This window comes from Pseudomonas sp. QS1027, from assembly GCF_002814235.1.
GTDB lineage: Bacteria > Pseudomonadota > Gammaproteobacteria > Pseudomonadales > Pseudomonadaceae > Aquipseudomonas.
In genome coordinates this window covers 470,568-491,588 of the sequence record NZ_PHSU01000011.1, presented here as the reverse complement: position 1 = coordinate 491,588, position 21,021 = coordinate 470,568, and the positions used below count along the sequence as shown (strand labels likewise).

Sequence of the window (21,021 nt, the reverse complement as noted above, 5' to 3'; positions counted from 1 at the left end):
CGTTATATGGATATTCGATACGGTTCTATGATGACTGCAACCTCACCCGAGGACAGGAGTCAGTCATGCAAACGTGCCCCAATAGCGTCAAATCCGGAATCAGGCCTTTAGGCCACCTCCAGCACCCCCGCGAAGTCATTCGCCAGTTCACCCCCAACTGGTTCGCCGCCACCATGGGCACCGGCGTCCTGGCGCTGGCCCTGGCCCAGTTGCCGATTGAAGTCCCGGGCCAGCGTGCCTTCGCCGAAGGCCTGTGGCTGTTCAATATCCTGCTGTTCGCCGTGTTCAGCCTGCTCTATGGCGCGCGCTGGGTGTTGTTTTTCCATGAGGCGCGGCGGATTTTCGGGCATTCCACGGTCTCGATGTTCTTCGGCACCATCCCCATGGGGCTGGCGACCATCATCAACGGTTTCCTGCTGTTCGGCGTGCCGCGTTGGGGCGACGGCGCGGTGCAGGTCGCCGAAGTGCTGTGGTGGATCGACGTGGCCATGTCCCTGGCCTGCGGCGTGCTGATTCCCTACCTGATGTTTACCCGCCAGGAGCACAGCATCGATCAGATGACCGCGGTCTGGCTGTTGCCGGTGGTGGCCGCGGAAGTGGCGGCGGCCAGCGGTGGCCTGCTGGCGCCGCATCTGCTCGATAGCCCTATGCAGTTCAACGTGCTGATCACCAGCTATGTGCTCTGGGCGTTCTCGGTGCCGGTGGCGTTCAGCATCCTGGTGATCCTGCTGTTGCGCATGGCGCTGCACAAATTGCCCCATGAAAACATGGCAGCCTCGAGCTGGCTGGCGCTGGGCCCGATCGGTACCGGAGCCCTGGGCATGCTGGTACTGGGCGCGGACTCGCCAGCGATTTTCGCCGCCAACGGTTTCGCCGGCATCGGCGAAATCGCCAGCGGGCTGGGCCTGATCGCCGGGATCATCCTCTGGGGCTTCGGTCTGTGGTGGATGCTGATGGCGGTGCTTATCACCTTGCGCTACCTGCGCCGGGGCATCCCGTTCAACCTCGGCTGGTGGGGCTACACCTTCCCCCTGGGCGTCTACTCCCTGGCGACCTTGAAACTGGGCAGCACCTTGCACCTGGGCTTTTTCAGTGGTTTCGGCCTGGTACTGGTGGCGTTGCTGGCGGTGCTCTGGCTGATTGTCGGTTCGAAGACCTTGCGCGGAGCCTATAAAGGCGAGCTTTTTGTTTCGCCTTGCCTGGCAGGAATAGCGAAATAGTTGCCTGATTTTAGGTAAGGTTGTGGCCCGGGGGTGGTGATCCGCCTTCCAACAAGAAAGCCGCTCTCGGCGCCACTCAGGTACAGGGAAGATGAGTCACCCCTCACAGTTCAGCCTGCTGCGTACACGGCGCTTCCTGCCGTTCTTCGTCACGCAGTCCCTCGGTGCGTTCAACGACAATCTGTTCAAGCAGTCGTTGATCCTCGCCATCCTCTACAAGCTGGCCCTCACGGGTGATCGCGGCATCTGGGTCAACCTCTGTGCCTTGCTGTTCATCCTGCCGTTCTTCCTGTTCTCGGCCCTGGCCGGCCAGTTCGGCGAGAAGTTCGCCAAGGACGCGCTGATCCGCGTGATCAAGCTGGGTGAAATCGTGATCATGGCGGTGGGCGCCGTGGGCTTTGTCTTCGATCATCTGTCGTTGATGCTGCTGACGCTGTTCGCCATGGGCACCCACTCGGCGCTGTTCGGCCCGGTCAAATACTCGATCCTGCCCCAGGCCCTGCGGGAAGAGGAACTGGTGGGTGGCAATGGCCTGGTGGAAATGGGCACCTTCCTGGCGATCCTGGCGGGGACCATCGGCGCCGGGGTGATGATGTCTTCGGCGCACTACGCGCCCATCGTCTCCAGCGCCATTGTGCTGGTGGCGGTGCTCGGTTACCTGGCCAGTCGCAGCATTCCCCGGGCGGCGGCGGCGACCCCGCAACTGCGGCTGAACTGGAATATCTTCAGCCAGTCCTGGGCCACCTTGCGCCTGGGCCTGGGGCAGACGCCCGCGGTATCGCGCTCGATTGTCGGCAACTCCTGGTTCTGGTTCGTCGGGGCGATCTATCTGACGCAGATCCCGGCGTACGCCAAGGAGTGGTTGTACGGCGATGAAACCGTGGTGACGTTGATCCTCACGGTGTTTTCCGTGGGTATCGCCGCCGGCTCCATGCTTTGCGAGCGGTTGTCGGGGCGCAAGGTGGAAATCGGCCTGGTGCCCTTCGGCTCGTTCGGGCTGACGCTGTTCGGCCTGTTGTTGTGGTGGCATTCCGGCAACCTGCCGCAGAACGTACAGGCCAACGACTGGCTGGCGATCCTCGGTTATCACCAGGCCTGGTGGGTGCTGGTGGATATCCTCGGGCTCGGCGTGTTCGGCGGTTTCTACATTGTGCCGCTGTATGCCCTGATCCAGTCGCGGACCGCCGAGAACGAGCGGGCCCGGGTGATTGCCGCGAACAACATTCTCAACGCGTTGTTCATGGTGGTCTCGGCGATTGTCTCGATCCTGCTGCTGAGCGTGGCGAAGCTGTCGATCCCCGAGTTGTTCCTGGTGGTGTCGGTGATGAACATCGCGGTCAACGCCTATATCTTCAAGATCGTGCCCGAGTTCAGCATGCGTTTCATGATCTGGCTGCTCAGCCATTCCATGTACCGCGTCGAGCACCGCAACCTGGAGTTGATTCCCGATGAGGGGGCGGCCTTGCTGGTCTGCAACCATGTGTCGTTTGTCGATGCATTGCTGATCGGCGGCGCGGTGCGGCGGCCGATCCGGTTTGTGATGTATTACAAGATCTACCGCTTGCCGGTGCTCAACTTCATCTTTCGCACGGCGGGGGCGATTCCGATTGCCGGGCGCAGTGAAGATCTGGAGATCTACGAGCGCGCGTTCCGGAAAATCGCCGAGTACCTGAAGGAGGGGGAGTTGGTGTGCATCTTCCCTGAAGGCAAGCTGACCACCGACGGTGAGATCAACGAGTTCAAGGGCGGCATGACCCGTGTGCTGGAGGAGACTCCGGTGCCTGTGATTCCGCTGGCGCTGCAAGGTTTGTGGGGCAGTTTCTTCAGCCGTGATCCGAGCAAGGGGTTGTTCCGGCGCTTGTGGTCGCGGGTGACCCTGGTGGCGGGGACGCCGGTCGGGGCCGAAGTGGCGGTGCCGGAGCAGTTGCGTGAGCAGGTGTTGCAGTTGCGGGGGATGGTGCACCGCTAGGTGGCGGTGTCGCCCACCGAACTGGCGGGCGAAATAAACCCTGTAGGAGCCGGCTTGCTGGCGATGAGGCCCTTGAGCCTTGCAGCGTCCATTCGGACGCCATCGCCAGCAAGCCGGCTCCTACAGGGCGCGCGTCAGGCGGCCGAGACTTTCAGGCCGATCAATCCCGCGATGATCAAGCCCACACTCGCCAGTCGAAACAACGCCATGGACTCACCGAACAGGATGATCCCGGCGATCACCGTGCCCACCGCGCCGACACCGGTCCAGATCGCATAGGCGGTGCCCAGCGGCAATTCCTTCATGGCAAGGCCCAGCAGGCCGAGGCTGACGGCCATGGCCGCGACGGTGAGGGCGGTGGGGAGCGGGCGGCTGAAGCCGTCGGTGTACTTGAGGCCAACGGCCCAGCCGACTTCGAAGAGACCGGCGAAAAACAGAATGATCCAGGACATGAAGACCTCCATCTATGGATGGGGTCGTCCCCGGATGGATACCGCGCGCAAGCCGCAAGGTCGTCCCTGCGCTGCGCACTATAGTGCCCATTCCTGCCCGGGGGATCAAGTTTCCTTCAGTTCAGGGCACTGTCAGCGGCTTGTTCGCGATCCTGCTTTTCGCTCATGCGGCGGAACCAGGTTGAGAGCAGGGCGCCGGAAATATTGTGCCAGACACTGAACAACGCGCTGGGCACCGCCGCCAGCGGCGAGAAGTGCGCGCTGGCCAACGCGGCGCCCAGCCCCGAGTTCTGCATGCCGACTTCCAGTGCCAGGGATTTGCGCTGGGCCAGTGGCAGCTTGAACAGGCGGCCGGTGAAGTAACCCAACAGGTAGCCGAAGCTGTTGTGCAGCATGACCACGGCCATGATCAGCAGGCCGGACTCGGCGATCTTCGCCTGGCTGGCGGCGACCACGGCGGCGACGATGATCACGATGCTCACCACCGACACCAGCGGCAGGACTTCCACCGCATGGCGGACCCGCGCCCCCAGCAGGCGTTGGGCGACGACACCGAGCACAATCGGCAGCAACACCACCTGCAGGATCGACCAGAACAGCTCGCCGAACGAAACCGGCAACCAGGCCGAGGCCAGCAGCCAGATCAGCGCGGGGGTCAGCAGCGGGGCGAGGAGGGTGGTGACGGCGGCGATGGCCACTGACAGCGCGAGATCGCCGCGGGCCAGCCAGGTCATGACATTGGAGGAGGTGCCACTGGGGCAGCAGCCGACCAGGATCACCCCGACGGCGATTTCCGCCGGTAGCTGGAAGATCCGGCAGAGCAGCCAGGCAACGCCGGGCATGATAATAAAGTGGGCGATCACGCCCAGGGCCACGCGCCAGGGATGGCGGGCGACTTCGGCGAAATCGTCGAGTTTGAGGGTCAGGCCCATGCCGAACATCACCAGGCCGAGCAGCGGCACGATGGCGAATTTCAGGGCGATGAACCAGGTGGGTTGCAGGAACGCCAGCACGGCGAAAACCAGCACCCAGTAGGCGAAGGTATTGCCGACGAAGCGGCTGAGTGTGGCCAGAGCGCGCATGGGGGTTTCCTTGTTATATGCAGTGTTGGGCCAGACAAGCGCGGGGGCCTGTGGGAGAGGGGCTTGCCTGCGAAGCCTTTGGTGATCTTGAGGGCCTCTTCGCTGGCAAGCCAGGCTCCTACAGGTCTGTGTCGTACACAAAATCTGTGCCTGACAACGCACTGTAGGAGCAGGGCTTGCCCGCGAAGCCTTTAGCGACCTCTAGGCCCCCATCGCCAGCAAGCCGGCTCCTGCACAGGGACCGCGCTCGGCATCAGATACCCTGCGGCATTTCCTCGCCACCCAGGGCCTCGAACAGCTGCGGCAGGAACTCGCCGAAGGTCAGCATCATCAAGGTGAAGCTGGCATCCAGCTGGCCCAGGGCTTCTTCGCCGCCGTCCTGTTCGGCCTGATCCTGCAGCAGGTCTTCGAACTTCAGGCGCTTGACCACCATCTTGTCGTCGAGCACGAAGGACAACTTGTCCTGCCAGGCCAGGGACAATTGGGTCACCACCTTGCCGGTGCTCAGGTGCAGCTGGATTTCCTCGCCGGTCAGGTCCTGGCGCTTGCAGCGCACAATGCCGCCGTCTTCATGGGTATCACGCAGCTCGCATTCGTCGAGAACGAAGAAATGCTCCGCGGTCACCTGGGTCTTCACCCAGTCGGTCATGATCGCGCTTGGCGCGGTTTTCACCGTCAGCGGACGCACCGGCAGGGTGCCGAGCACTTCACGCAAGGTCGACAGCAGGTCTTCGGCGCGTTTCGGGCTGGCCGAGTTGACCAGGATCAGGCCCTGTTTCGGCGCAATCGCGGCAAAGGTCGACGAACGACGGATAAACGCACGGGGCAGGAACGCCTGGATGATTTCATCCTTGAGCTGGTCACGCTCCTTCTTGTAGACCTTGCGCATCTGTTCGGCTTCGATCTCCTCGACCTTTTCCTTCAGTGCATCGCGCACCACGCTACCCGGCAGGATGCGTTCTTCCTTGCGCGCGGCCACCAGCAGGAAGTCGCCGCTGACATGCACCAGCGGGGCGTCTTCGCCTTTGCCGAAGGGCGCGACGAAACCGTAAGTGGTCAACTCCTGGCTTGCACAGGGGCGGGCCGGTTTGGTCGCCAGTGCGGTTTCCAGCGCCTCGGCATCAAAAGGCAGATCTTGGGTCAGGCGATAGATAAGCAGGTTCTTGAACCACATGGGGTGCATCTCTCCTTTATACAAAGGTGGGCATTATTCTCTTCATGGCCCGATAGGCCAACCCTCTGCTAAGTCTTTGGAAGCCCTGAGAAAAATATTAAAAAAAGTGCTTGCCAGAGTGTGGGGTGCTCCGTAGAATGCGCGCCACACCGAAAGCGAAGGGTGATTAGCTCAGCCGGGAGAGCATCTGCCTTACAAGCAGAGGGTCGGCGGTTCGATCCCGTCATCACCCACCATTCGATATCAGTGTTACGCGCAGCGGTAGTTCAGTCGGTTAGAATACCGGCCTGTCACGCCGGGGGTCGCGGGTTCGAGTCCCGTCCGCTGCGCCATATTCGATGATCTGGACCACTGAAAGCCAGGTCATCACAGAAAGCCCGCCTTGTGCGGGCTTTTTTGTTTTCCGAATTCCCTTCGGATCCAGCGCCCGCCGCGGTTTTCACCTACGCATTCAAGCCGGCCTCAGCCCTCGATTCCCCAGCGATCAATGTTGCGCCGTTCCCAGGCCGGCATTCCCGACTCCGTTGTTCGGATAATCCACACGATTCATTCCTTCCTCTCTCAATGATGTTGTACGATAACGTAACACTGCTCCTCGTCAGTTTATAAAACCAAAAAAAGCGTTGGGAGACCTGCCTGTGATTATTCGCAGTATCGAGATCATCCGCCTGAGCATCCCGTTTTCCGCGGGCACCCCCGAGCGCAAGAACCTCGGGCCGGCCAAGGACGACGATGCCTTCAATGCCGCATCGCCCCGACATCGGCGTATGGAAAGCCTGATGCTCAAGGTCACCACCGACACGGGCCTGAGCGGTTGGGGCGAGGCGTTTGGCCACGGTTCCAATCCGGTGACCTTCAAGGCGTTGACTGACGTAGTGGCGCCCATGTTCATCGGCACCGCGCTGGCCGACCGCGCCCAGACCCTGGAAGTCGCACGTCGCGCCCTGCATGGTTTCGGCTCGACCGGGCCGATGGTGTATGCCTTGTCCGGTATCGACATCGCCTTGTGGGACCTGGCCGCACAAGTGGCCGGCCAGCCGTTGTTCCAGCTGCTGGGTGGCACGCTGCGCGAGCTTGAGTTGTATGCCAGCCTGGTCAGTTATGGCGGCGATCCCGACGAGGTGTTTGCCCAGGTCAACCGCGCCCGCCAGCAGGGCTTTCGCAAGATCAAGCTGCATGAAACCACCTGTGCGGCCATTGCGGCGGCCCGTGCGGCGCTGCCGGTGTCGGTCGGCGAGTTGATGGTCGATGTCAATTGCCCATGGACCGTTGCCCAGGCGTGCGACATGGCTGAACAGTTGCGCGAGCTTGACCTCGGTTGGCTGGAGGAGCCCGTCTGGCCGCCCGACGATATCAATGGCCTGGCCCGGGTGCGTGGTCATGGCGTGGCGATTTCCGCCGGTGAAAACGCCGCTGGGGTGAAGGGTATTCGCGCCTTGGTCGAGCAGGGTGCGGTCGATGTCCTGCAACCCAGCGTCGCCAAGGTCGGGGGCATCAGCGCGATGCTGGAGGTTTTCGCCATTGCTCGTGAGCACGCTGTCCGCGTCGTGCCCCATTGCTTCTACTTCGGCCCGGGGCTGCTCGCCGTCGCCCACCTGTGCACCTTGTTACCGGCGGACGTGGCACTGGAAGTCCCCTTTATCGAGTTCGAGCGCCTGCTGTATCCCGAACTCGCCTTCAAACCCCGCATGAGCCTGCCCGACGTGCCTGGCCTTGGTTTTGTGCCCGATGTCGAGGTGTTGCGCAGCTATTGCACGGACCATGCGCTGATCAGTTGAGCCACCACAGGCTGTCACTCTCTAAAAATAATAAAGGCCATAAAAAATGAAAGACAACTACCGCTGGAAAATCGCCGGGCTGCTGTTTTTTGCCGGCATGCTCAACTACCTGGATCGCGCCGCACTGTCGGTGGTGGCGCCGTTGTTGAAAACCGAACTGCACATCGACGATGCCCAGATGGGCTTTATCTTCAGCAGCTTTTTCATCGGCTACTGCGCCCTGTGCTTTGTCGGCGGCTGGGCTGCCGATACCTATGGTCCGAAAAAGGTCTTTGCCTGGGCGGCGGGTGTCTGGTCGCTGTTTTGCGGTTTGACCGCGATCATTACCGGGTACGTCCACCTGCTGATTTTCCGGGTGTTGTTCGGCATGGGCGAGGGGCCGATGGGCACCACCACCAACAAGGCGATCACTAACTGGTTTCCTCGGGAAGAGGCTGGGCGGGCGTTGGGCTTCACCAACTGCGGCCAGCCCCTGGGTGCGGCCGTGGCGGGGCCGATCGTCGGCCTGGTGGCGCTGAATTATGGCTGGCGGGTGTCGTTTGTGGTGATCGCCTTGCTGGGTGCGCTGTGGCTGCTGGCCTGGCTGTTGATCTTCAAGGACACGCCCGAGCAGCACCCGAAGGTGTCCGAGGCCGAGCGCGAGTTGATTCGTGTCAGCCGTGCCGAGGTGCTGGTCGAAGGTGTGCAGGAAGGCCGCAGCCTGGTCAGCTACATTTTTTCCGCTCCGGTGCTGGCTGTCGCGACCGCGTTTTTCTGCTTCAACTATGTGCTGTATTTCTTCCTGACCTGGCTACCCAGCTACCTGATGGACTTTCAGCACCTGGATATCAAGAGCATGAGCATCATCGCCGTGATCCCGTGGTTGGGAGCGGCGTTGGGCTTTCTGGGCGGCGGTTTTGTCACCGATGCATTGGCCAGGAAGCTGGGTAATGTGATCCTGGCGCGCAAGTGCGTGCTGATCGTCGGCCTTGGGGTCGCGGCCACTTGCGTGATGATCACCACCCAGGTGTCGTCGTTGAGCATGGCGGTGGCCTGCATCACGGTGTCGAGTGTTTTCCTGTTCGTCACACCACAGATCTGCTGGGGGCTGATTCAGGACATCGTGCCGAAGAATCGTGTCGGTGGCACCGGTGGTTTCGTTCATTTGCTGGCCAACCTTGCCGGCATCATTGCGCCGTCTTTGACCGGTCTGGTGGTGCAGTACGGCGGAGGTTACAACGTCGCGTTCGTGATCACCGCCGGGGTCTGCGGGTTGGGGATGCTGGTGGTCATCCTGGCGGTACGCGGGCATGCCCCGGCTGCCGGAAGCCAGGGCACCGCCCTTCGGTCGCATTGAAATAGGCCATTGGCGGCCAGAGTCGGGCGGCTGTGTTTCGCCCCTCTGGCCCGGTTTTTTTGCGGGCTGAGCTTCAAGAAATCCAAGTGCTGAAAAAAGATTATCTAAATCAGTGCGTTATGGATTTTTTGTGGCATAATGCGCCCGCACCGAAACGAAAGGGTGATTAGCTCAGCTGGGAGAGCATCTGCCTTACAAGCAGAGGGTCGGCGGTTCGATCCCGTCATCACCCACCATTTCGCTTCAACGCTACGCGCAGCGGTAGTTCAGTCGGTTAGAATACCGGCCTGTCACGCCGGGGGTCGCGGGTTCGAGTCCCGTCCGCTGCGCCATCTTCAAATGATCTGGACCACTGAACGCCAGGTCATCACAGAAAGCCCGCCTTGTGCGGGCTTTTTGTCGTCTGGGGTTTATTGCTCGGCGTTGCGGCTATGCCGGTAATCGCTGACCGCGTCATACACCGCCTTGCGCAACCGGTTGATCCCACCAATCGGCCGGTGCGCCTCAAGACCGTGCCAAGGGCTGAACGACTGGTTGTCACAGGCGATATTCTGTTCCAGCGTATCGAAATCCTGGGCCGGAATCCGGATCCGCGCCACCGTCTGGAACGGCGCATCACTCTCCTTCCATTCAATGCTGGTGTCTTCGATCGGCATATACAGGTGCGCATTCTGCCGCTGGATCTGCAAGACGAAACAGGCCGGGACACGGTCTGTGGATAACTGTTGGGTCAGGGCGCTACGAAGGAAGTTCGGCAGGTCCTCATTCTGTTTCGGCAAGGCATATTCCGGGCAGCTCTGCGGGTCAGGGGCTACACGGAACTTGGCGTTGTCATTGCCGAACTTGTAGGGCGAGACCGAAAAGTAAGTGGTCTGCGTCGGACTGATCGGCGCCGGTGCCAAGGTCGCCAGGGCGATAAACAGATGGCGTACCTGCCAGGTGGTCGGGTTCCAGCTCGGGAAAAACGCCAGCACCTGCTTGCCGTCCGCCTGGGCCCCGATGTTCTGCTGGTACTCGGCGACATCGCTGACGAAGAAGTTCGGATGACTGAACATCACGAAATCCTGCTCGTTGCGCCCCTGTTGCCCCGGCAGCAATTGCTTGCCCGGTACATCGAGCAGCTTCAGCGCCATGCCGCGGGCATCACGAATACTGTCGAACTGGGGATAGGCGTTGCCATTGGACAGGCGTATCAGCGCCTGCCAGGTCTTGCCCGGCTCGGCAAACACACCCTGGCGCAGATCGCTGCTCAGATCACTCGGCACCTGAACCTCGGCCTTCACGCAGCCATGGGCCTTGGCATGGGCATCGCGCAGGTAGCGGGTGCCCTCGCGGTGCTGGTCGACGATGCGCACCGCGGTCTGGATGATGTCCTGGGTCATGGCCGATTCGCCGGGCGGAATCTGTTCCTCGGCGGACACCGGGCCGCTATGGCGCCAGGCGTACCAGCCGCTGGCCAGGGCCCAGCCGACCAGCCCGAGGCCGATCAGGATCAGCAGGCTCTTGCCCAGAAAGGCGCCGAGGCGCAGCCAGAGTCGGGTCAGCATGTAGACATCCTTTTAACGTGAACGCGAAGGGGAGGGGTCATGGCAGTTGCGACTCCAGTGGGCCGCCGAGGACTTTCAGGTATTCGAGCAGGGCCCAGCGTTCCTCGGGCTGCAGCAAACGACCGATCACACCATTGCCACGCTTGCCGGCGCGGAATTCGTGGCCACTGTTGTGGTTGCCGCTGATCCGGGTGTCGTACAGGAAGCCATTGGGAAAGGCTTCCTGGCGATAACCGAGATGACGCGGATCGTATTCGAAGGTGCCGCGATAGAAGCTACTGGCGCGCTCGTCCTGGGGCGAGAGCAGTTGATACAGCGAAGGCACCGAGCCGTTGTGCAGAAACGGCGGGGTGGCCCATACGCCGGCCAGCGGCCGGGCCTTGTAGGCGCGTTGTTCGAGCACGCCGATGGGCAGGCCGAAGCCATCCATGGCCGGGCGCTCTTCGGGCGTCACCTTGGCTTCGCGATAGGCACGCTCTTCGACGAAAGCGGTGACATAGGCCAGGCCCTTGGCCACCGACAACTGGGTCATGTCCAGCGGCGCCTCGGGCGTCGGGTGCAACTGCACCGGCAGCTTCGCCAGCTCGGCCGGGTTCCATTGCAGCGTGCTCAGGTCATAGCGATTGTCGGCGATATTGTTGGCGGTGTTCGGGTCGGTGCCGATTGCCGCGACCGGGATGGAAACCAGGTGTTTCACCGGGCGACCGTTCTCCTCGGTCACCGGCGGCACATGGCAGCCGGCGCAGTTTTCCGCGAACAGTCCGCGGCCCTTGGCGGCCAATGGCAGGTCGACCTTGCCGAACAGATCCTCCGGCCAGTGCGGTGGTTGCAGGTGCTTGAGGGTTTCCTCGATCCGCTGCAGGTCGCGCACGCGCACACCGGAAGGGTAGCGGTCGGCACCTTGCAAGGGCTGGCCATTGGTGTCGAAGAAATTCAGGGTTGCGCCGACCCCCAGCGCTTCGCCGATATTGCGGGCCATGGGCTGCTGGGCTGAAGCCGTCCACTGCACCCAGTCGAAGGTCCAGATATCCCAGAGCTGCGGGTAATCCACGGGGGCGTTGGCGACGCGGTAGTTTTTCTCGGAAATGGCATCGCCGAAGCTGGCGTTGGCGATTCGGCCGAAGGCGTCGGTACGGCCCGGGCCTTCCTGGGTCGGGTAGAGGCCACGATGGGTATCGTTCCAGGCCGTCTTCAGGAAGATGTCCAGGGACTGCTTGAAGTCCCCGCGCAACTGGTCGTACTGGGCGTCATAGTTATCGCCCAGGACCTTGTGGGCAAAGCGCTTGAACTTCCACGGGTTGTAATAGGTAGCGGCGAGGCTCGCCACCATGGCCTGGCCGAAACTGCCGCCGCGCACCGTCGGTACGCTGGAGGGCAGCACATGCTGGGCCGAGCCGCCGTCGATCCGCAGCGCCTGGCCTTTGTAGCGCAACTCGCCGGTATGGCAGGCCGCGCAGGTGATATCCAGGTACTGCTCGTTGCTGCCGGGGTTCTGATGGCGGGCGAAACCCACCGGCAAGTTGCCGGGGTTGTTCGCGCTGGCCTTGCGCTTTGGATCGGTCAGGAAACCGAAGCGTGCCAGATACGCCGGTTCTGCAAAGCGTTGTTCGGAAAACGGCAACTCCAGGGCCGTGAACCACTCGTAACGCAGGCCTTTGACCTGGGTGCCCTGGGGTGTGTAGTAGTAGGTTTGCCGGTCGGCCTCGCTCCATTGGTCCAGATAGCGCACGGGGGCCGGTACGTAAGTCGGCAATTTCGGATTGACGACGTAGTACAGGATCACCGCGATGCCGAGGCAAAGCAGGAGAATCGCTGCCAGTAATACACGGTAAAAAATGCGCAAGATCACCATCCTTGTCGAGTTGTTTCCTTCTTATGCCTGAGCCGTTGCCTAGCATCAAGTAGCCATGATGGCCGTGACTGCTGGCCCGTGGCGCTTCGGTCTCGTCCGTGCAGACGTAAGCAGACTGTCAGGGTTTTGTAAAATGCCCCAAACACCTGAACTTATTGGCTGTTTGCCCCTCTCATGCCGGTAGCCATTGGTCGTGGCGGCCTGATAAGCTCGCGGCTTTATACGATTGCCCTTTAGGCGCATGAACAAGGAAATAGCATGAAACAGCATCGGTTGGCGGCGGCGGTGGCCCTGGTAGGCCTGGTACTTGCGGGTTGCGATTCGCATTCCAGCGTTGAGCTGAAAACCCCGGCGCAAAAAGCTTCCTACGGTATCGGCCTGAACATGGGCAAGAGCCTGGCCCAGGAAGGCATGGATGACCTGGATTCCAAAGCCGTGGCCCAGGGGATCGAAGATGCCGTCGGCAAGAAGCCGCAGAAGCTCAAGGATGACGAACTGGTCGAAGCCTTTGCCGCCCTGCAGAAGCGCGCTGAAGAGCGTATGGCCAAGCTGAGCGAAGAGTCGGCGACTGCCGGCAAGAAATTCCTCGAAGAAAACGCCAAGAAGCCAGGTGTCGTCACTACCGCTTCCGGCCTGCAGTATGAAGTCGTCAAGAAAGCCGACGGTCCTCAACCCAAGCCGACCGACGTAGTGACCGTTCACTACACCGGCAAGCTGACCAATGGCACCACCTTTGACAGCTCCGTGGATCGCGGCAGCCCGATTGACCTGCCGGTCAGCGGCGTGATTCCAGGTTGGGTCGAAGGCCTGCAACTGATGCACGTCGGCGAGAAGTACAAGCTGTACATCCCGAGCGACCTGGCCTACGGCGCACAAAGCCCAAGCCCGGCAATCCCGGCCAACTCGGTCCTGGTCTTCGACCTGGAACTGCTGGCCATCAAGGATCCTGCCAAGGAAGACGCCGCCGCCAAATAAGGCGCCGGCTCGTGACAACGCCCCGTTTTCGGGGCGTTGTCGTATCTGGGATATACAGGCTGTAAGAAAACGAACATCTATAGGTCGGTATAGTCTTAATATTCAGCTAACAGGCCTAATCGTAGACTGATGCCAAGTCAATGAAATAATGGCTTTTTTTCGGTGAGTAAAAAACGCCCGATCTGAGCTGGGCCCTTGTAAAGCGGGGCTTCCAGCGTTGAAAAGTGGCTCTGTTCACAAGGTTATCCACAATTTGTGTGGATAACCTGGCGTCGCTGTCGATTGGAGTGATGATGAAAGCACCCTGGAGTTTCACGCGCTTCCTGCCCAAGGCCCAACGTGTGCTGCTGCGCGGCCGTCTGCCCAGCCTGTTGTTCGCCGTGGCGAGCAAGAGCACGCACCAGGGCGGCCGGTTGGGCAAGCTCAGGGAGGACCTGAAGCTGCTGCAGGTCCTGTGCCTGGCCTACTGGCGCGGCGAGTACCGGGCCATCAGCGTCAAGTCGATGGTCACCGTGGTGGCGGGCTTGATGTACTTCCTCAGCCCGATTGACGCCATCCCCGATTTTATCCCCGTGTTCGGCATGCTCGACGACATTGCGGTCCTGGCCTGGGTGATGAATACCCTGGACCAGGAGCTGACGGCTTTCCGCCACTGGCTCGAACTCCAGGCGCCCGAGCAGCTCAGGGCCATCGAGCATTTGCCGGACACCCCCGAGCAGTTGCAGCTGGAACGTCACGAAAAGGATTGATCTGGATCCGTTCCCTTGAAGAACACACCCCTAGCGACCTTGGTGGCTGTTAAGATTAAGCTACAAGGAAAGCGCCGACTCGCTATGTGTAAAAGTCCTACGGGGTGTGGTGATGGATCTTCAAGTAATTACACGTGACGGAGAACCGGAATATGCGGTTCTACCCTGGGCTCAGTATCAAACGTTACTCCAGGCTGCCGGTTTGAGCAGCCAGCAACCTCCTCAATCTCCCCCAGCAAGCCCGGTGCCGCCGGCTGACACCTTGCCGGCCTTCGAGCAGTTGCGCAGCCTGCGCGAAGCCAAGGGCCTGGCGGTGGAGACCCTGGCGCGTACGGTGGGCATCAGCCCTTCGTACCTGGGGCTGATCGAAAGCGGAGAGCGCGAGCCTGACGCCGCGATTCGTCGCAGCCTGGCCTGGGAATTGGGTGTGGCGGGCTGGAGGGATGCATCGTGAGCGTGCGCATCAGTCGTCAGCATTGGGACGGGCTGCTGGGCGAACTCGACCAGGCGCGCCGCCAGCGGCATCTATTGACCTATCGTGCCTTGCTGGAGCGTTTGCAGTTGCCCAGCCCGGCCATGCAAACCCTGACAGCGGCCCTGGAGCACCTGGCGGCCCTGGATGCCAAGGCCGAACAACCGCTGCGCAGTTCACTGGTGATCAGCCAGGGCGCGAGCCGCTTGCCGCGCACCGGTTTCTTCGAGTGTGTCGAGCGTCTGGGGCGTTTTTCCGGCCCGTCCGACGGCGTGGCCGCGGCGTCCTGGCATGCTTCGGAAGTGGTGCGGGTGTTCGAGTACGACTATCCGGAGTCGGCCGAGGCCTGAGGCCTCGTCGACTAGGGCTTGGCCCAGGCCGGCGCGGCGTCCGCTTCGGGTAGGGCGCTGTCAGCCGCCGCAGCAATGATCGTCTCGCTGTCGATCACATGAATGCTGTAACCCGGCACATTCTTCGCGTGATGCTTGGCCTGGGAGGCCAGCTCGGCCAACTGGGGGGCATCCAGCCGCCCACAGGATTCGGGTTTCAGGTGCACCACGCCGATGGACAGTGACAACAGCGGGAACTCCTGGCGCTGGCCCTGGCGGTTCGAGGCGATGAAGCAACCGGCCTCCAGGTGCTCGGCGCGGTAGAAGCGCCGACACTGGTTCTGGAAATCATCCAGCAACTGATTCAAACGTTTGCGCCAATCCTCCTCGCCCAGTACCAGCAGGAAATCATCGCCGCCGATATGCCCGACGAAATCCCGGCTCGGGTCGACGCGCTCGTTCAAACATTGCGCCAGGCACAACAGCACCTCATCCCCACGACCGTAGCCGTAGATATCGTTGAATGGCTTGAAGCTGTCGATATCCACATAGCAGATCACCGATTCCCGCGCCTGTTGCAGCAGCCGCGTCAGGCATTGCTGGATCGGCACGTTGCCCGGCAACAGGGTCAGCGGATTGGCATGGCGGGCTTGCTGGATCTTCAGTTCGGTAATCAGTTTCAGCACATCGATGACCCGCCCCAGGCCCAGGTACCGGCCCTGCTGGGTAATGATGAAGTCTTCCTCGATACGCTGCCGCGCGCGGCTGGTGAGCAGGCGACTGACCTGCTGCAAGGATTGGCTCAACTCCACCGCCAGGAAGTCGTTGCTCATCAGCCGGCTGATCGGCTTGCGGGCGAACAGCTCGGTGGCGAAGGGCTTGAGCAGGGCCTCCGAGAGCGAATGCCGGTGGACGATACCGCACGGGTGATTGTGTTCGTCCAGCACCGCCACGGAGTTGAGGTTGGCCTGGCGCCGGAAGGCTTCCAGCACGTCTGCCGTGGGCGTGCTCAGGGCCACCGCCGGTTGCACGCTGAGCAGGGCGCCGAGGTCGCTGGCCTCTTCGTTGAGGGCCATCGAGGTGGGCTCGAGCTTGGGCAGCAGCGTGCGCGCTTCCTGCGGCGGCTGTTCCTGGGGCCGGCAGAGCAGATAACCCTGGACCAGGTCGACACCCATCTCGGTGAGCACCGCCAGTTCCTCCGGCAGCTCGATGCCTTCGGCGATCACCAGGGCCCGCGAAGCCTTGGCGATTTGCAGGATGGAACCGACGAACTCGCGCTTGAGCCCGTCCTGATGAATGCCGTCGATAAAGTGCCGGTCGATCTTCACATAGTCCGGGCGCAGCTCCGACCACAGGCGCAAGCTCGAATAGCCGGCCCCCAGATCGTCCAGGGCGATGGAGAAGCCCATGGCGCGATAGTGATGCAAGGCATTTTGCAGCAGTTGGAAATCGTCGGTCGGGGTCTGCTCGGTGAGCTCGATCACCACGTTGCTCGGGTCGATGCCGAAGTCCTGCAACAACTTCAGCGTGCGCCCGGGCTGGTGGGTCGGTTCCAGCAGGGATTCCGGCGAGACATTGAGAAAGAGTTTGCCCGGCAGTTTCTGATCGCTGAAGCGTCGGCAGGCACTGAGGCGGCAGAGCATTTCCAGTTCGCTGAGGCGACCGGCCTGGCGGGCCACGGCGAACAGGTTGATGGGCGAGTGCAGCGGGCTGTTGGACGGGCCCCGGCTGAGTGCCTCATAACCGATGATCCGTCGTTCGGACAGCGAGATGATCGGTTGGAACAAGCTGTGCAGACCATTCTGAGCCAGGATTGAACTCAGGGCGTTCAGCTGTTCGGTCATGGTCATGGCTGTCTCGGTCGATAAAAAAAGGACCGGGCCCGACTCTTTCACAAGAGCCATGCCCAGTCCTTTATTTCACGACAGAATGATGACTATTTGATGACGCTCAGAAGCGCCCTCACATTAAATTGCCATCATCTTTCAATGTTTCGCCACCGCCGTGTTCAAACGCAGGTAGTCCAGCAGAATACGCCCGGTTTCGCTCAGGTAGGCGTCGTCTTCCGGCTTGGTTTTCTTGTCCGGATCTGGCGGCAAGGCGTCCTCGTCTTCCTTCTTCAGTTCCTTGAGCGGCTCTTCGCCCTTGGCTTTGCGACGGGCGTTCTCCATGGCCAGCTGCTTGGCGTCGATGTCGGTGCGCTGGGCACGACGCTCGGCCTCGTTCAGGCTCACGGTTTTTTCCTTCATCAGCTTCTCGGCCAGGGCCAGCTTGTCGCGAATGAAGATGAACTCCGCATCCTTCGACGCACGCGCCTCGTGGTCAGCCTTGAGCTGGGCCAGGAATGGCTTGAACGGATCCACCGCCGGCTTGATCGAAGGCCGGATGGTGTCCCACGGCATGGCTTCCGGCAGCGCGCTTTCGCCGATTTCCTTGGTGTCGATGATCGACGGGAAATCCACATCCGGCAGTACGCCCTGGTGCTGGGTGCTCTGCCCGGAAACCCGGTAGAACTTCGCCAGCGTCAGTTTCAGCTCGCCATGGTTGAGCGGCTGGATGGTTTGCACGGTGCCTTTGCCGAAGGTCTGGCCACCGACGATCAGCGCGCGATGGTAGTCCTGCATGGCGCCGGCGAAAATCTCCGAAGCCGAAGCGGACAAGCGGTTGACCAGCAATGCCAACGGGCCTTTGTAGAAGGCGCCCGGGCTTTCGTCTTCGAGCACGTCGACCTTGCCTTCGGCGTTACGCACCAGCACGGTCGGACCTTTGTCGATAAACAGGCTGGTCAGCTCGGTGGCTTCCTGCAGGGAACCGCCGCCGTTGTTGCGCAGGTCGATGACCACGCCGTCGACGCCTTCCTTCTGCAACTCGCCGAGCAGTTTCTTCACGTCGCGGGTGGTGCTCTTGTAGTCCGGATCGCCAGCGCGGAACGCCTTGAAGTCCAGGTAGAAGGCCGGGATATCGATCACCCCGAGCTTGTATTCCTTGCCATCCTGCTTGAGGTGCAGGATCGACTTGCTCGCCGCCTGGTCTTCCAGTTTCACCGATTCGCGGGTGATGGAAACGATCTTGCTGGTCTGGTCGTTCGGCGCGTTGCTGGCCGGAATCACTTCCAGGCGCACCACCGAACCTTTCGGTCCGCGGATCAGCTTGACCACTTCGTCCAGGCGCCAGCCGATCACGTCGACCATCTCTTTGTCACCCTGGGCGACACCAATGATCTTGTCGGCCGGAGCGACCTGCTTGGTCTTGTCCGCCGGGCCCGACGGCACCAGGCGCACCACCTTGACCAGGTCGTTGTCGCTCTGCAGCACGGCGCCGATACCTTCCAGCGACAGGCTCATATTGATGTCGAAGTTTTCCGCGCTATCCGGAGACAGATAGTTGGTGTGCGGGTCGTAGGACATCGCAAAGGTGTTGATGTAGGCCTGGAAGATATCTTCGGCCCGGGTCTGGTCCAGGCGCGCCAGCTGATTCTTGTAGCGCTTGACCAGCAGGTCCTGGATCGCCTTGGGATCCTTGCCGGCGATCTTCAGGCGCAGCACTTCGTCCTTGACGCGTTTGCGCCACAGGTCGTCGAGCTCGGCGGTGGTCTTCAGCCACGGAGCGTCCTTGCGATCGATCAGCAAGGTTTCCTGGGTGGTGAAGTCCATCTTGTCCACGCCTTTGTTCAGCTCGGCAATGGTGAAGTCCAGACGCGATTTGACCCGGTCCAGGTAGCGCTTGTAGATGGTGAACCCGGCATTCAGGTCGCCGCTCTTGAGGAAGTCGTCAAATTGGGTTTTCCATTTGTCGAATTCGGCGATGTCGCTGGCCAGGAAATAGCTGCGCGAGGGATCGAGCAGCTTGAGATAGCTCTCGTAGATGATCACCGAGCGAGCGTCGTCCAGCGGCGGCTTGCTGTAGTGATTACGCTTGAGCAACTCGACGACATTCAGGCTGGCAATCACCTCGTCATGGTCGGGCTGAAGATTGTCCCAGCTATTGGCTGCGAACGTATTGGCCGAGAACGTGGAAATGCCAAGGCCAATGAAAAGAGCGAGTGCGGTGCTGGGGAACAGATGCTTCATGCTGAGTCGACGCGGGGGCAATTGATAACGCATATTAGGCCGTCTTTAAAGTCGCCGGTTCCGCGGAGTGCTGTACCAAAACTGCGTTGGCGAGTTTTCGTACGACCCTCGGGCCGGTCGCATAATGCAAAAAAGCCCGGTGCTATAGCTCCGGGCCCAGTCCAGACTCACTATGGAGGCACCGTGAAAGCATTGCAAGGCGTCGAAGGTCAAGTGGAGTGGGTTGAAGCGCCAAGTCCGGCCTGTGATATGGGACAAGTCCGCATTCGCGTGGCGGCGGCGGGGCTCAATCGCGCTGATTTATTACAGAAGGCCGGGCTCTATCCGCCACCGCCCGGCGCCAGCCATGTGCTGGGCCTGGAGTGTTCCGGGGTGATCAGCGAAGTCGGGCCGGGGGCGTCCTGGCAGGTCGGCGACCGGGTCTGCGCGCTGCTGGCCGGCGGCGGCATGGCCGAGGAAGTGGTGGTCGACGGGCGTCATGTGCTGCCGGTGCCGGAAGGCCTGAGCCTGCTGGAGGCGGCCGCGCTGCCTGAGGTCTATGCCACGGCCTGGCTGAACCTGTTCCAGCTGGCGGCCCTCAAGCCCGGTGAAAAAGTGCTGCTGCACGCCGGTGCCAGTGGCGTCGGTTCGGCGGCGATCCAGCTCTGCAAGGCCTTCGGCAACCCCTGCTGGGTGAGTGTCGGTTCGGCGGATCGGCTGGCCTATTGCGAGGCGCTGGGGGCCCAGGGCGGGGTGGTCCGGGGGGACGATATCGAGGGGTTGAGCGACTTCGGTCCCTTTGATGTGATCCTCGATCCGGTGGGTGCGAACTACGCCGCGCTCAACGTGAAACTTTTGTCAGGCGACGGGCGGTGGGTGCTGATCGGCCTCATGGGCGGGCGCGAAACCCAGTTGGACCTGGCGAAGATCCTCGCCAAGCGCATCCAGTTGCTCGGTTCGACCTTGCGCAGCCGTAGCGATCAGTTCAAGGCCGATCTGTTGCGCGACCTCGGTGAGCATGTCTGGCCGTTGTTTGCCGAGAAGCGCTTGAGCCCGCAGTTGGCCAAGACCTTCCCGATCAAGGATGCCGAGGCGGCGTTTGAAGCGCTGGCGAGCAACCAGGTGGCGGGGAAGTTGGTGCTGGCGATCGATAAAGGGCTGTCCTGAGCCCTGATACGGCTTTTCAGCGGGGTCCAACGCAGTGAGCGCGGTGTTGCGCTCACGGTTGCCGTCGGCACGCTTGGGTCTATCACCTTCACCTTCACCTTCACATTCAGTATCTGATCATGTACAGGGCACCCAGGCCGGCACTGACGTTATAGCCACAACCGTAGTTAGCCGTCTGATACGCGTAATACAGGGACATGCCGGCCGGGCAACCTTCAGTGGTCAGAAGCCAGTAGTTCTGCGCGCCGATCGTGCCGGGAGGCAGGGGGAGCCCGAATGAGTGGGCCAGATCCGTTGCCCCTGCCAGGCCGGGTGAGTGGCTCCCCTGACTGGCGACTCAGGCGTTGGCGGCGTGCACGTCTGCAAAGGGGTAGGATTGTATGCCCAACAGAAAGACATTGCCCACCAGCACCGGGTATGACACCGATGTGTTGCTGACATCATAGACGGTGATGGTGGCGCTGCCGGTCCGCTCGCCGACCACCTTGCCCGCTGCATTTACCGAGACCACGGCCGGTGCGCTCGACACGTACCGGTAGGGGGGGGGACCGCCACTGGGCAGCCGGGTGGCGGCATTGCCGACCGAGTCGCGAAGGCGGGGCCACCCGGCCTGCTGGGCGGTACAGCCCCAGATGATCAACACCATCGAGGCCAGCAAGAGCCGCTTCAGGTTCAATGGATGGCTACTGAAGAGAAAGTGGCTGGGACGTCGCCGGTTCATGGAAGACACCTCTGGGTTTGAGAGGGGCAGCCAATACGGCGATAGAGGCGGACATGGCGTTATTAAAGAGGCCTGGCGCGAGGTGTGTCTACTGTCAGAACTGACAGTTCGAGGGGGTAAACGGAGGCCGTTTGTCCGAAGGGCAGACT

General features: G+C 61.5%; 17 protein-coding genes and 4 tRNA genes. 13 read left to right on the top strand and 8 right to left on the bottom strand.

What is annotated here, in order from left to right:
• Positions 1-65: 65 nt before the first annotated feature.
• Together CWE01_RS13055 and CWE01_RS13050 are read left to right on the top strand one after the other, a co-directional pair.
• Complete coding sequence (locus CWE01_RS13055; protein WP_100940921.1) at positions 66-1,220, top strand: TDT family transporter; 1,155 nt, start codon at positions 66-68, stop codon at positions 1,218-1,220.
• 91 nt (positions 1,221-1,311) lie between these two features.
• Positions 1,312-3,189 (top strand): MFS transporter, encoded by a 1,878-nt coding sequence (locus tag CWE01_RS13050; RefSeq protein ID WP_100940920.1) that lies wholly within the window; start codon positions 1,312-1,314, stop codon positions 3,187-3,189.
• A gap of 134 nt (positions 3,190-3,323) precedes the next feature.
• On the opposite strand, the gene sugE is transcribed toward CWE01_RS13050, so the two are convergent.
• From sugE to rdgC, 3 genes are all read right to left on the bottom strand, one after another.
• Positions 3,324-3,641, bottom strand: coding sequence for a quaternary ammonium compound efflux SMR transporter SugE (gene sugE, locus CWE01_RS13045; protein ID WP_100940919.1), 318 nt, complete (start codon positions 3,639-3,641; stop codon positions 3,324-3,326).
• A 116-nt stretch (positions 3,642-3,757) separates the two neighbouring features.
• On the bottom strand, positions 3,758-4,723 hold the full coding sequence (locus CWE01_RS13040; RefSeq protein ID WP_100940918.1) for a bile acid:sodium symporter family protein: 966 nt from the start codon (positions 4,721-4,723) through the stop codon (positions 3,758-3,760).
• 253 nt (positions 4,724-4,976) lie between these two features.
• Positions 4,977-5,897, bottom strand: coding sequence for a recombination-associated protein RdgC (rdgC, locus tag CWE01_RS13035; protein ID WP_100940917.1), 921 nt, complete (start codon positions 5,895-5,897; stop codon positions 4,977-4,979).
• Positions 5,898-6,057: 160 nt separating this feature from the next.
• Here rdgC and CWE01_RS13030 point away from each other — a divergent pair.
• The 6 genes from CWE01_RS13030 (at position 6,058) to CWE01_RS13005 (ending at position 9,343) form a co-directional block, all read left to right on the top strand.
• Positions 6,058-6,133, top strand: a tRNA-Val gene (locus CWE01_RS13030).
• A gap of 19 nt (positions 6,134-6,152) precedes the next feature.
• Positions 6,153-6,229 (top strand) — tRNA-Asp (locus tag CWE01_RS13025).
• Positions 6,230-6,535: 306 nt separating this feature from the next.
• The gene (locus CWE01_RS13020) at positions 6,536-7,675 is read left to right on the top strand and encodes a mandelate racemase/muconate lactonizing enzyme family protein (protein ID WP_100940916.1); all 1,140 of its coding nucleotides are present in this window, start codon (positions 6,536-6,538) and stop codon (positions 7,673-7,675) included.
• A gap of 46 nt (positions 7,676-7,721) precedes the next feature.
• A complete protein-coding gene (locus CWE01_RS13015) occupies positions 7,722-9,011 on the top strand; it encodes an MFS transporter (RefSeq protein ID WP_100940915.1) in 1,290 nt (429 codons plus the stop codon).
• A 160-nt stretch (positions 9,012-9,171) separates the two neighbouring features.
• Positions 9,172-9,247 (top strand) — tRNA-Val (locus CWE01_RS13010).
• 19 nt (positions 9,248-9,266) lie between these two features.
• Positions 9,267-9,343, top strand: a tRNA-Asp gene (locus tag CWE01_RS13005).
• Between the two features lie 78 nt (positions 9,344-9,421).
• On the opposite strand, the gene CWE01_RS13000 is transcribed toward CWE01_RS13005, so the two are convergent.
• Together CWE01_RS13000 and CWE01_RS12995 are read right to left on the bottom strand one after the other, a co-directional pair.
• The gene (locus tag CWE01_RS13000; RefSeq protein WP_100940914.1) at positions 9,422-10,558 is read right to left on the bottom strand and encodes a catalase family protein; all 1,137 of its coding nucleotides are present in this window, start codon (positions 10,556-10,558) and stop codon (positions 9,422-9,424) included.
• A gap of 37 nt (positions 10,559-10,595) precedes the next feature.
• Positions 10,596-12,401: a di-heme-cytochrome C peroxidase gene (locus CWE01_RS12995; RefSeq protein WP_100940980.1), complete on the bottom strand. Its 1,806-nt coding sequence runs from the start codon at positions 12,399-12,401 to the stop codon at positions 10,596-10,598.
• 267 nt (positions 12,402-12,668) lie between these two features.
• On the opposite strand from CWE01_RS12995, the gene CWE01_RS12990 reads away from it, so the two are divergent.
• The 4 genes from CWE01_RS12990 (at position 12,669) to CWE01_RS12975 (ending at position 14,956) form a co-directional block, all read left to right on the top strand.
• A complete protein-coding gene (locus CWE01_RS12990; RefSeq protein WP_100940913.1) occupies positions 12,669-13,385 on the top strand; it encodes an FKBP-type peptidyl-prolyl cis-trans isomerase in 717 nt (238 codons plus the stop codon).
• A 293-nt stretch (positions 13,386-13,678) separates the two neighbouring features.
• Positions 13,679-14,134, top strand: coding sequence for a YkvA family protein (locus tag CWE01_RS12985; RefSeq protein WP_100940912.1), 456 nt, complete (start codon positions 13,679-13,681; stop codon positions 14,132-14,134).
• A 112-nt stretch (positions 14,135-14,246) separates the two neighbouring features.
• On the top strand, positions 14,247-14,588 hold the full coding sequence (locus CWE01_RS12980; protein ID WP_100940911.1) for a helix-turn-helix transcriptional regulator: 342 nt from the start codon (positions 14,247-14,249) through the stop codon (positions 14,586-14,588).
• On the top strand, positions 14,585-14,956 hold the full coding sequence (locus tag CWE01_RS12975) for a hypothetical protein (RefSeq protein WP_040065236.1): 372 nt from the start codon (positions 14,585-14,587) through the stop codon (positions 14,954-14,956). The genes CWE01_RS12980 and CWE01_RS12975 overlap by 4 nt, the downstream gene beginning before the upstream one ends.
• Before the next feature lie 11 nt (positions 14,957-14,967).
• Here the strand turns inward: CWE01_RS12975 and CWE01_RS12970 are convergent, their stop codons facing one another.
• Positions 14,968-16,785, bottom strand: a complete 1,818-nt coding sequence (locus tag CWE01_RS12970) for a bifunctional diguanylate cyclase/phosphodiesterase (protein WP_100940910.1) — start codon at positions 16,783-16,785, stop codon at positions 14,968-14,970.
• A gap of 135 nt (positions 16,786-16,920) precedes the next feature.
• Positions 16,921-19,005, bottom strand: coding sequence for a carboxy terminal-processing peptidase (locus tag CWE01_RS12965; protein ID WP_177144267.1), 2,085 nt, complete (start codon positions 19,003-19,005; stop codon positions 16,921-16,923).
• A gap of 183 nt (positions 19,006-19,188) precedes the next feature.
• Here CWE01_RS12965 and CWE01_RS12960 point away from each other — a divergent pair, with 183 nt between their 5' ends.
• The gene (locus CWE01_RS12960; RefSeq protein WP_100940908.1) at positions 19,189-20,151 is read left to right on the top strand and encodes an NAD(P)H-quinone oxidoreductase; all 963 of its coding nucleotides are present in this window, start codon (positions 19,189-19,191) and stop codon (positions 20,149-20,151) included.
• Positions 20,152-20,488: 337 nt separating this feature from the next.
• On the opposite strand, the gene CWE01_RS12955 is transcribed toward CWE01_RS12960, so the two are convergent.
• Positions 20,489-20,872 carry an Ig-like domain-containing protein gene (locus CWE01_RS12955; RefSeq protein WP_100940907.1) on the bottom strand — a complete coding sequence of 128 codons (384 nt, stop codon included), beginning with the start codon at positions 20,870-20,872 and terminating at the stop codon, positions 20,489-20,491.
• Positions 20,873-21,021 lie beyond the last annotated feature (149 nt).

Coding starts and splice junctions, on each gene's coding strand:
- CWE01_RS13055 (WP_100940921.1), top strand. CDS start 66: ATGCAAACGTGCCCCAATAGCGTCAAATCCGGAATCAGGCCTTTAGGC.
- CWE01_RS13050 (WP_100940920.1), top strand. CDS start 1,312: ATGAGTCACCCCTCACAGTTCAGCCTGCTGCGTACACGGCGCTTCCTG.
- sugE (WP_100940919.1), bottom strand. CDS start 3,641: ATGTCCTGGATCATTCTGTTTTTCGCCGGTCTCTTCGAAGTCGGCTGG.
- CWE01_RS13040 (WP_100940918.1), bottom strand. CDS start 4,723: ATGCGCGCTCTGGCCACACTCAGCCGCTTCGTCGGCAATACCTTCGCC.
- rdgC (WP_100940917.1), bottom strand. CDS start 5,897: ATGTGGTTCAAGAACCTGCTTATCTATCGCCTGACCCAAGATCTGCCT.
- CWE01_RS13015 (WP_100940915.1), top strand. CDS start 7,722: ATGAAAGACAACTACCGCTGGAAAATCGCCGGGCTGCTGTTTTTTGCC.
- CWE01_RS13000 (WP_100940914.1), bottom strand. CDS start 10,558: ATGCTGACCCGACTCTGGCTGCGCCTCGGCGCCTTTCTGGGCAAGAGC.
- CWE01_RS12990 (WP_100940913.1), top strand. CDS start 12,669: ATGAAACAGCATCGGTTGGCGGCGGCGGTGGCCCTGGTAGGCCTGGTA.
- CWE01_RS12985 (WP_100940912.1), top strand. CDS start 13,679: ATGAAAGCACCCTGGAGTTTCACGCGCTTCCTGCCCAAGGCCCAACGT.
- CWE01_RS12980 (WP_100940911.1), top strand. CDS start 14,247: ATGGATCTTCAAGTAATTACACGTGACGGAGAACCGGAATATGCGGTT.
- CWE01_RS12970 (WP_100940910.1), bottom strand. CDS start 16,785: ATGACCATGACCGAACAGCTGAACGCCCTGAGTTCAATCCTGGCTCAG.
- CWE01_RS12965 (WP_177144267.1), bottom strand. CDS start 19,005: ATGAAGCATCTGTTCCCCAGCACCGCACTCGCTCTTTTCATTGGCCTT.
- CWE01_RS12955 (WP_100940907.1), bottom strand. CDS start 20,872: ATGAACCGGCGACGTCCCAGCCACTTTCTCTTCAGTAGCCATCCATTG.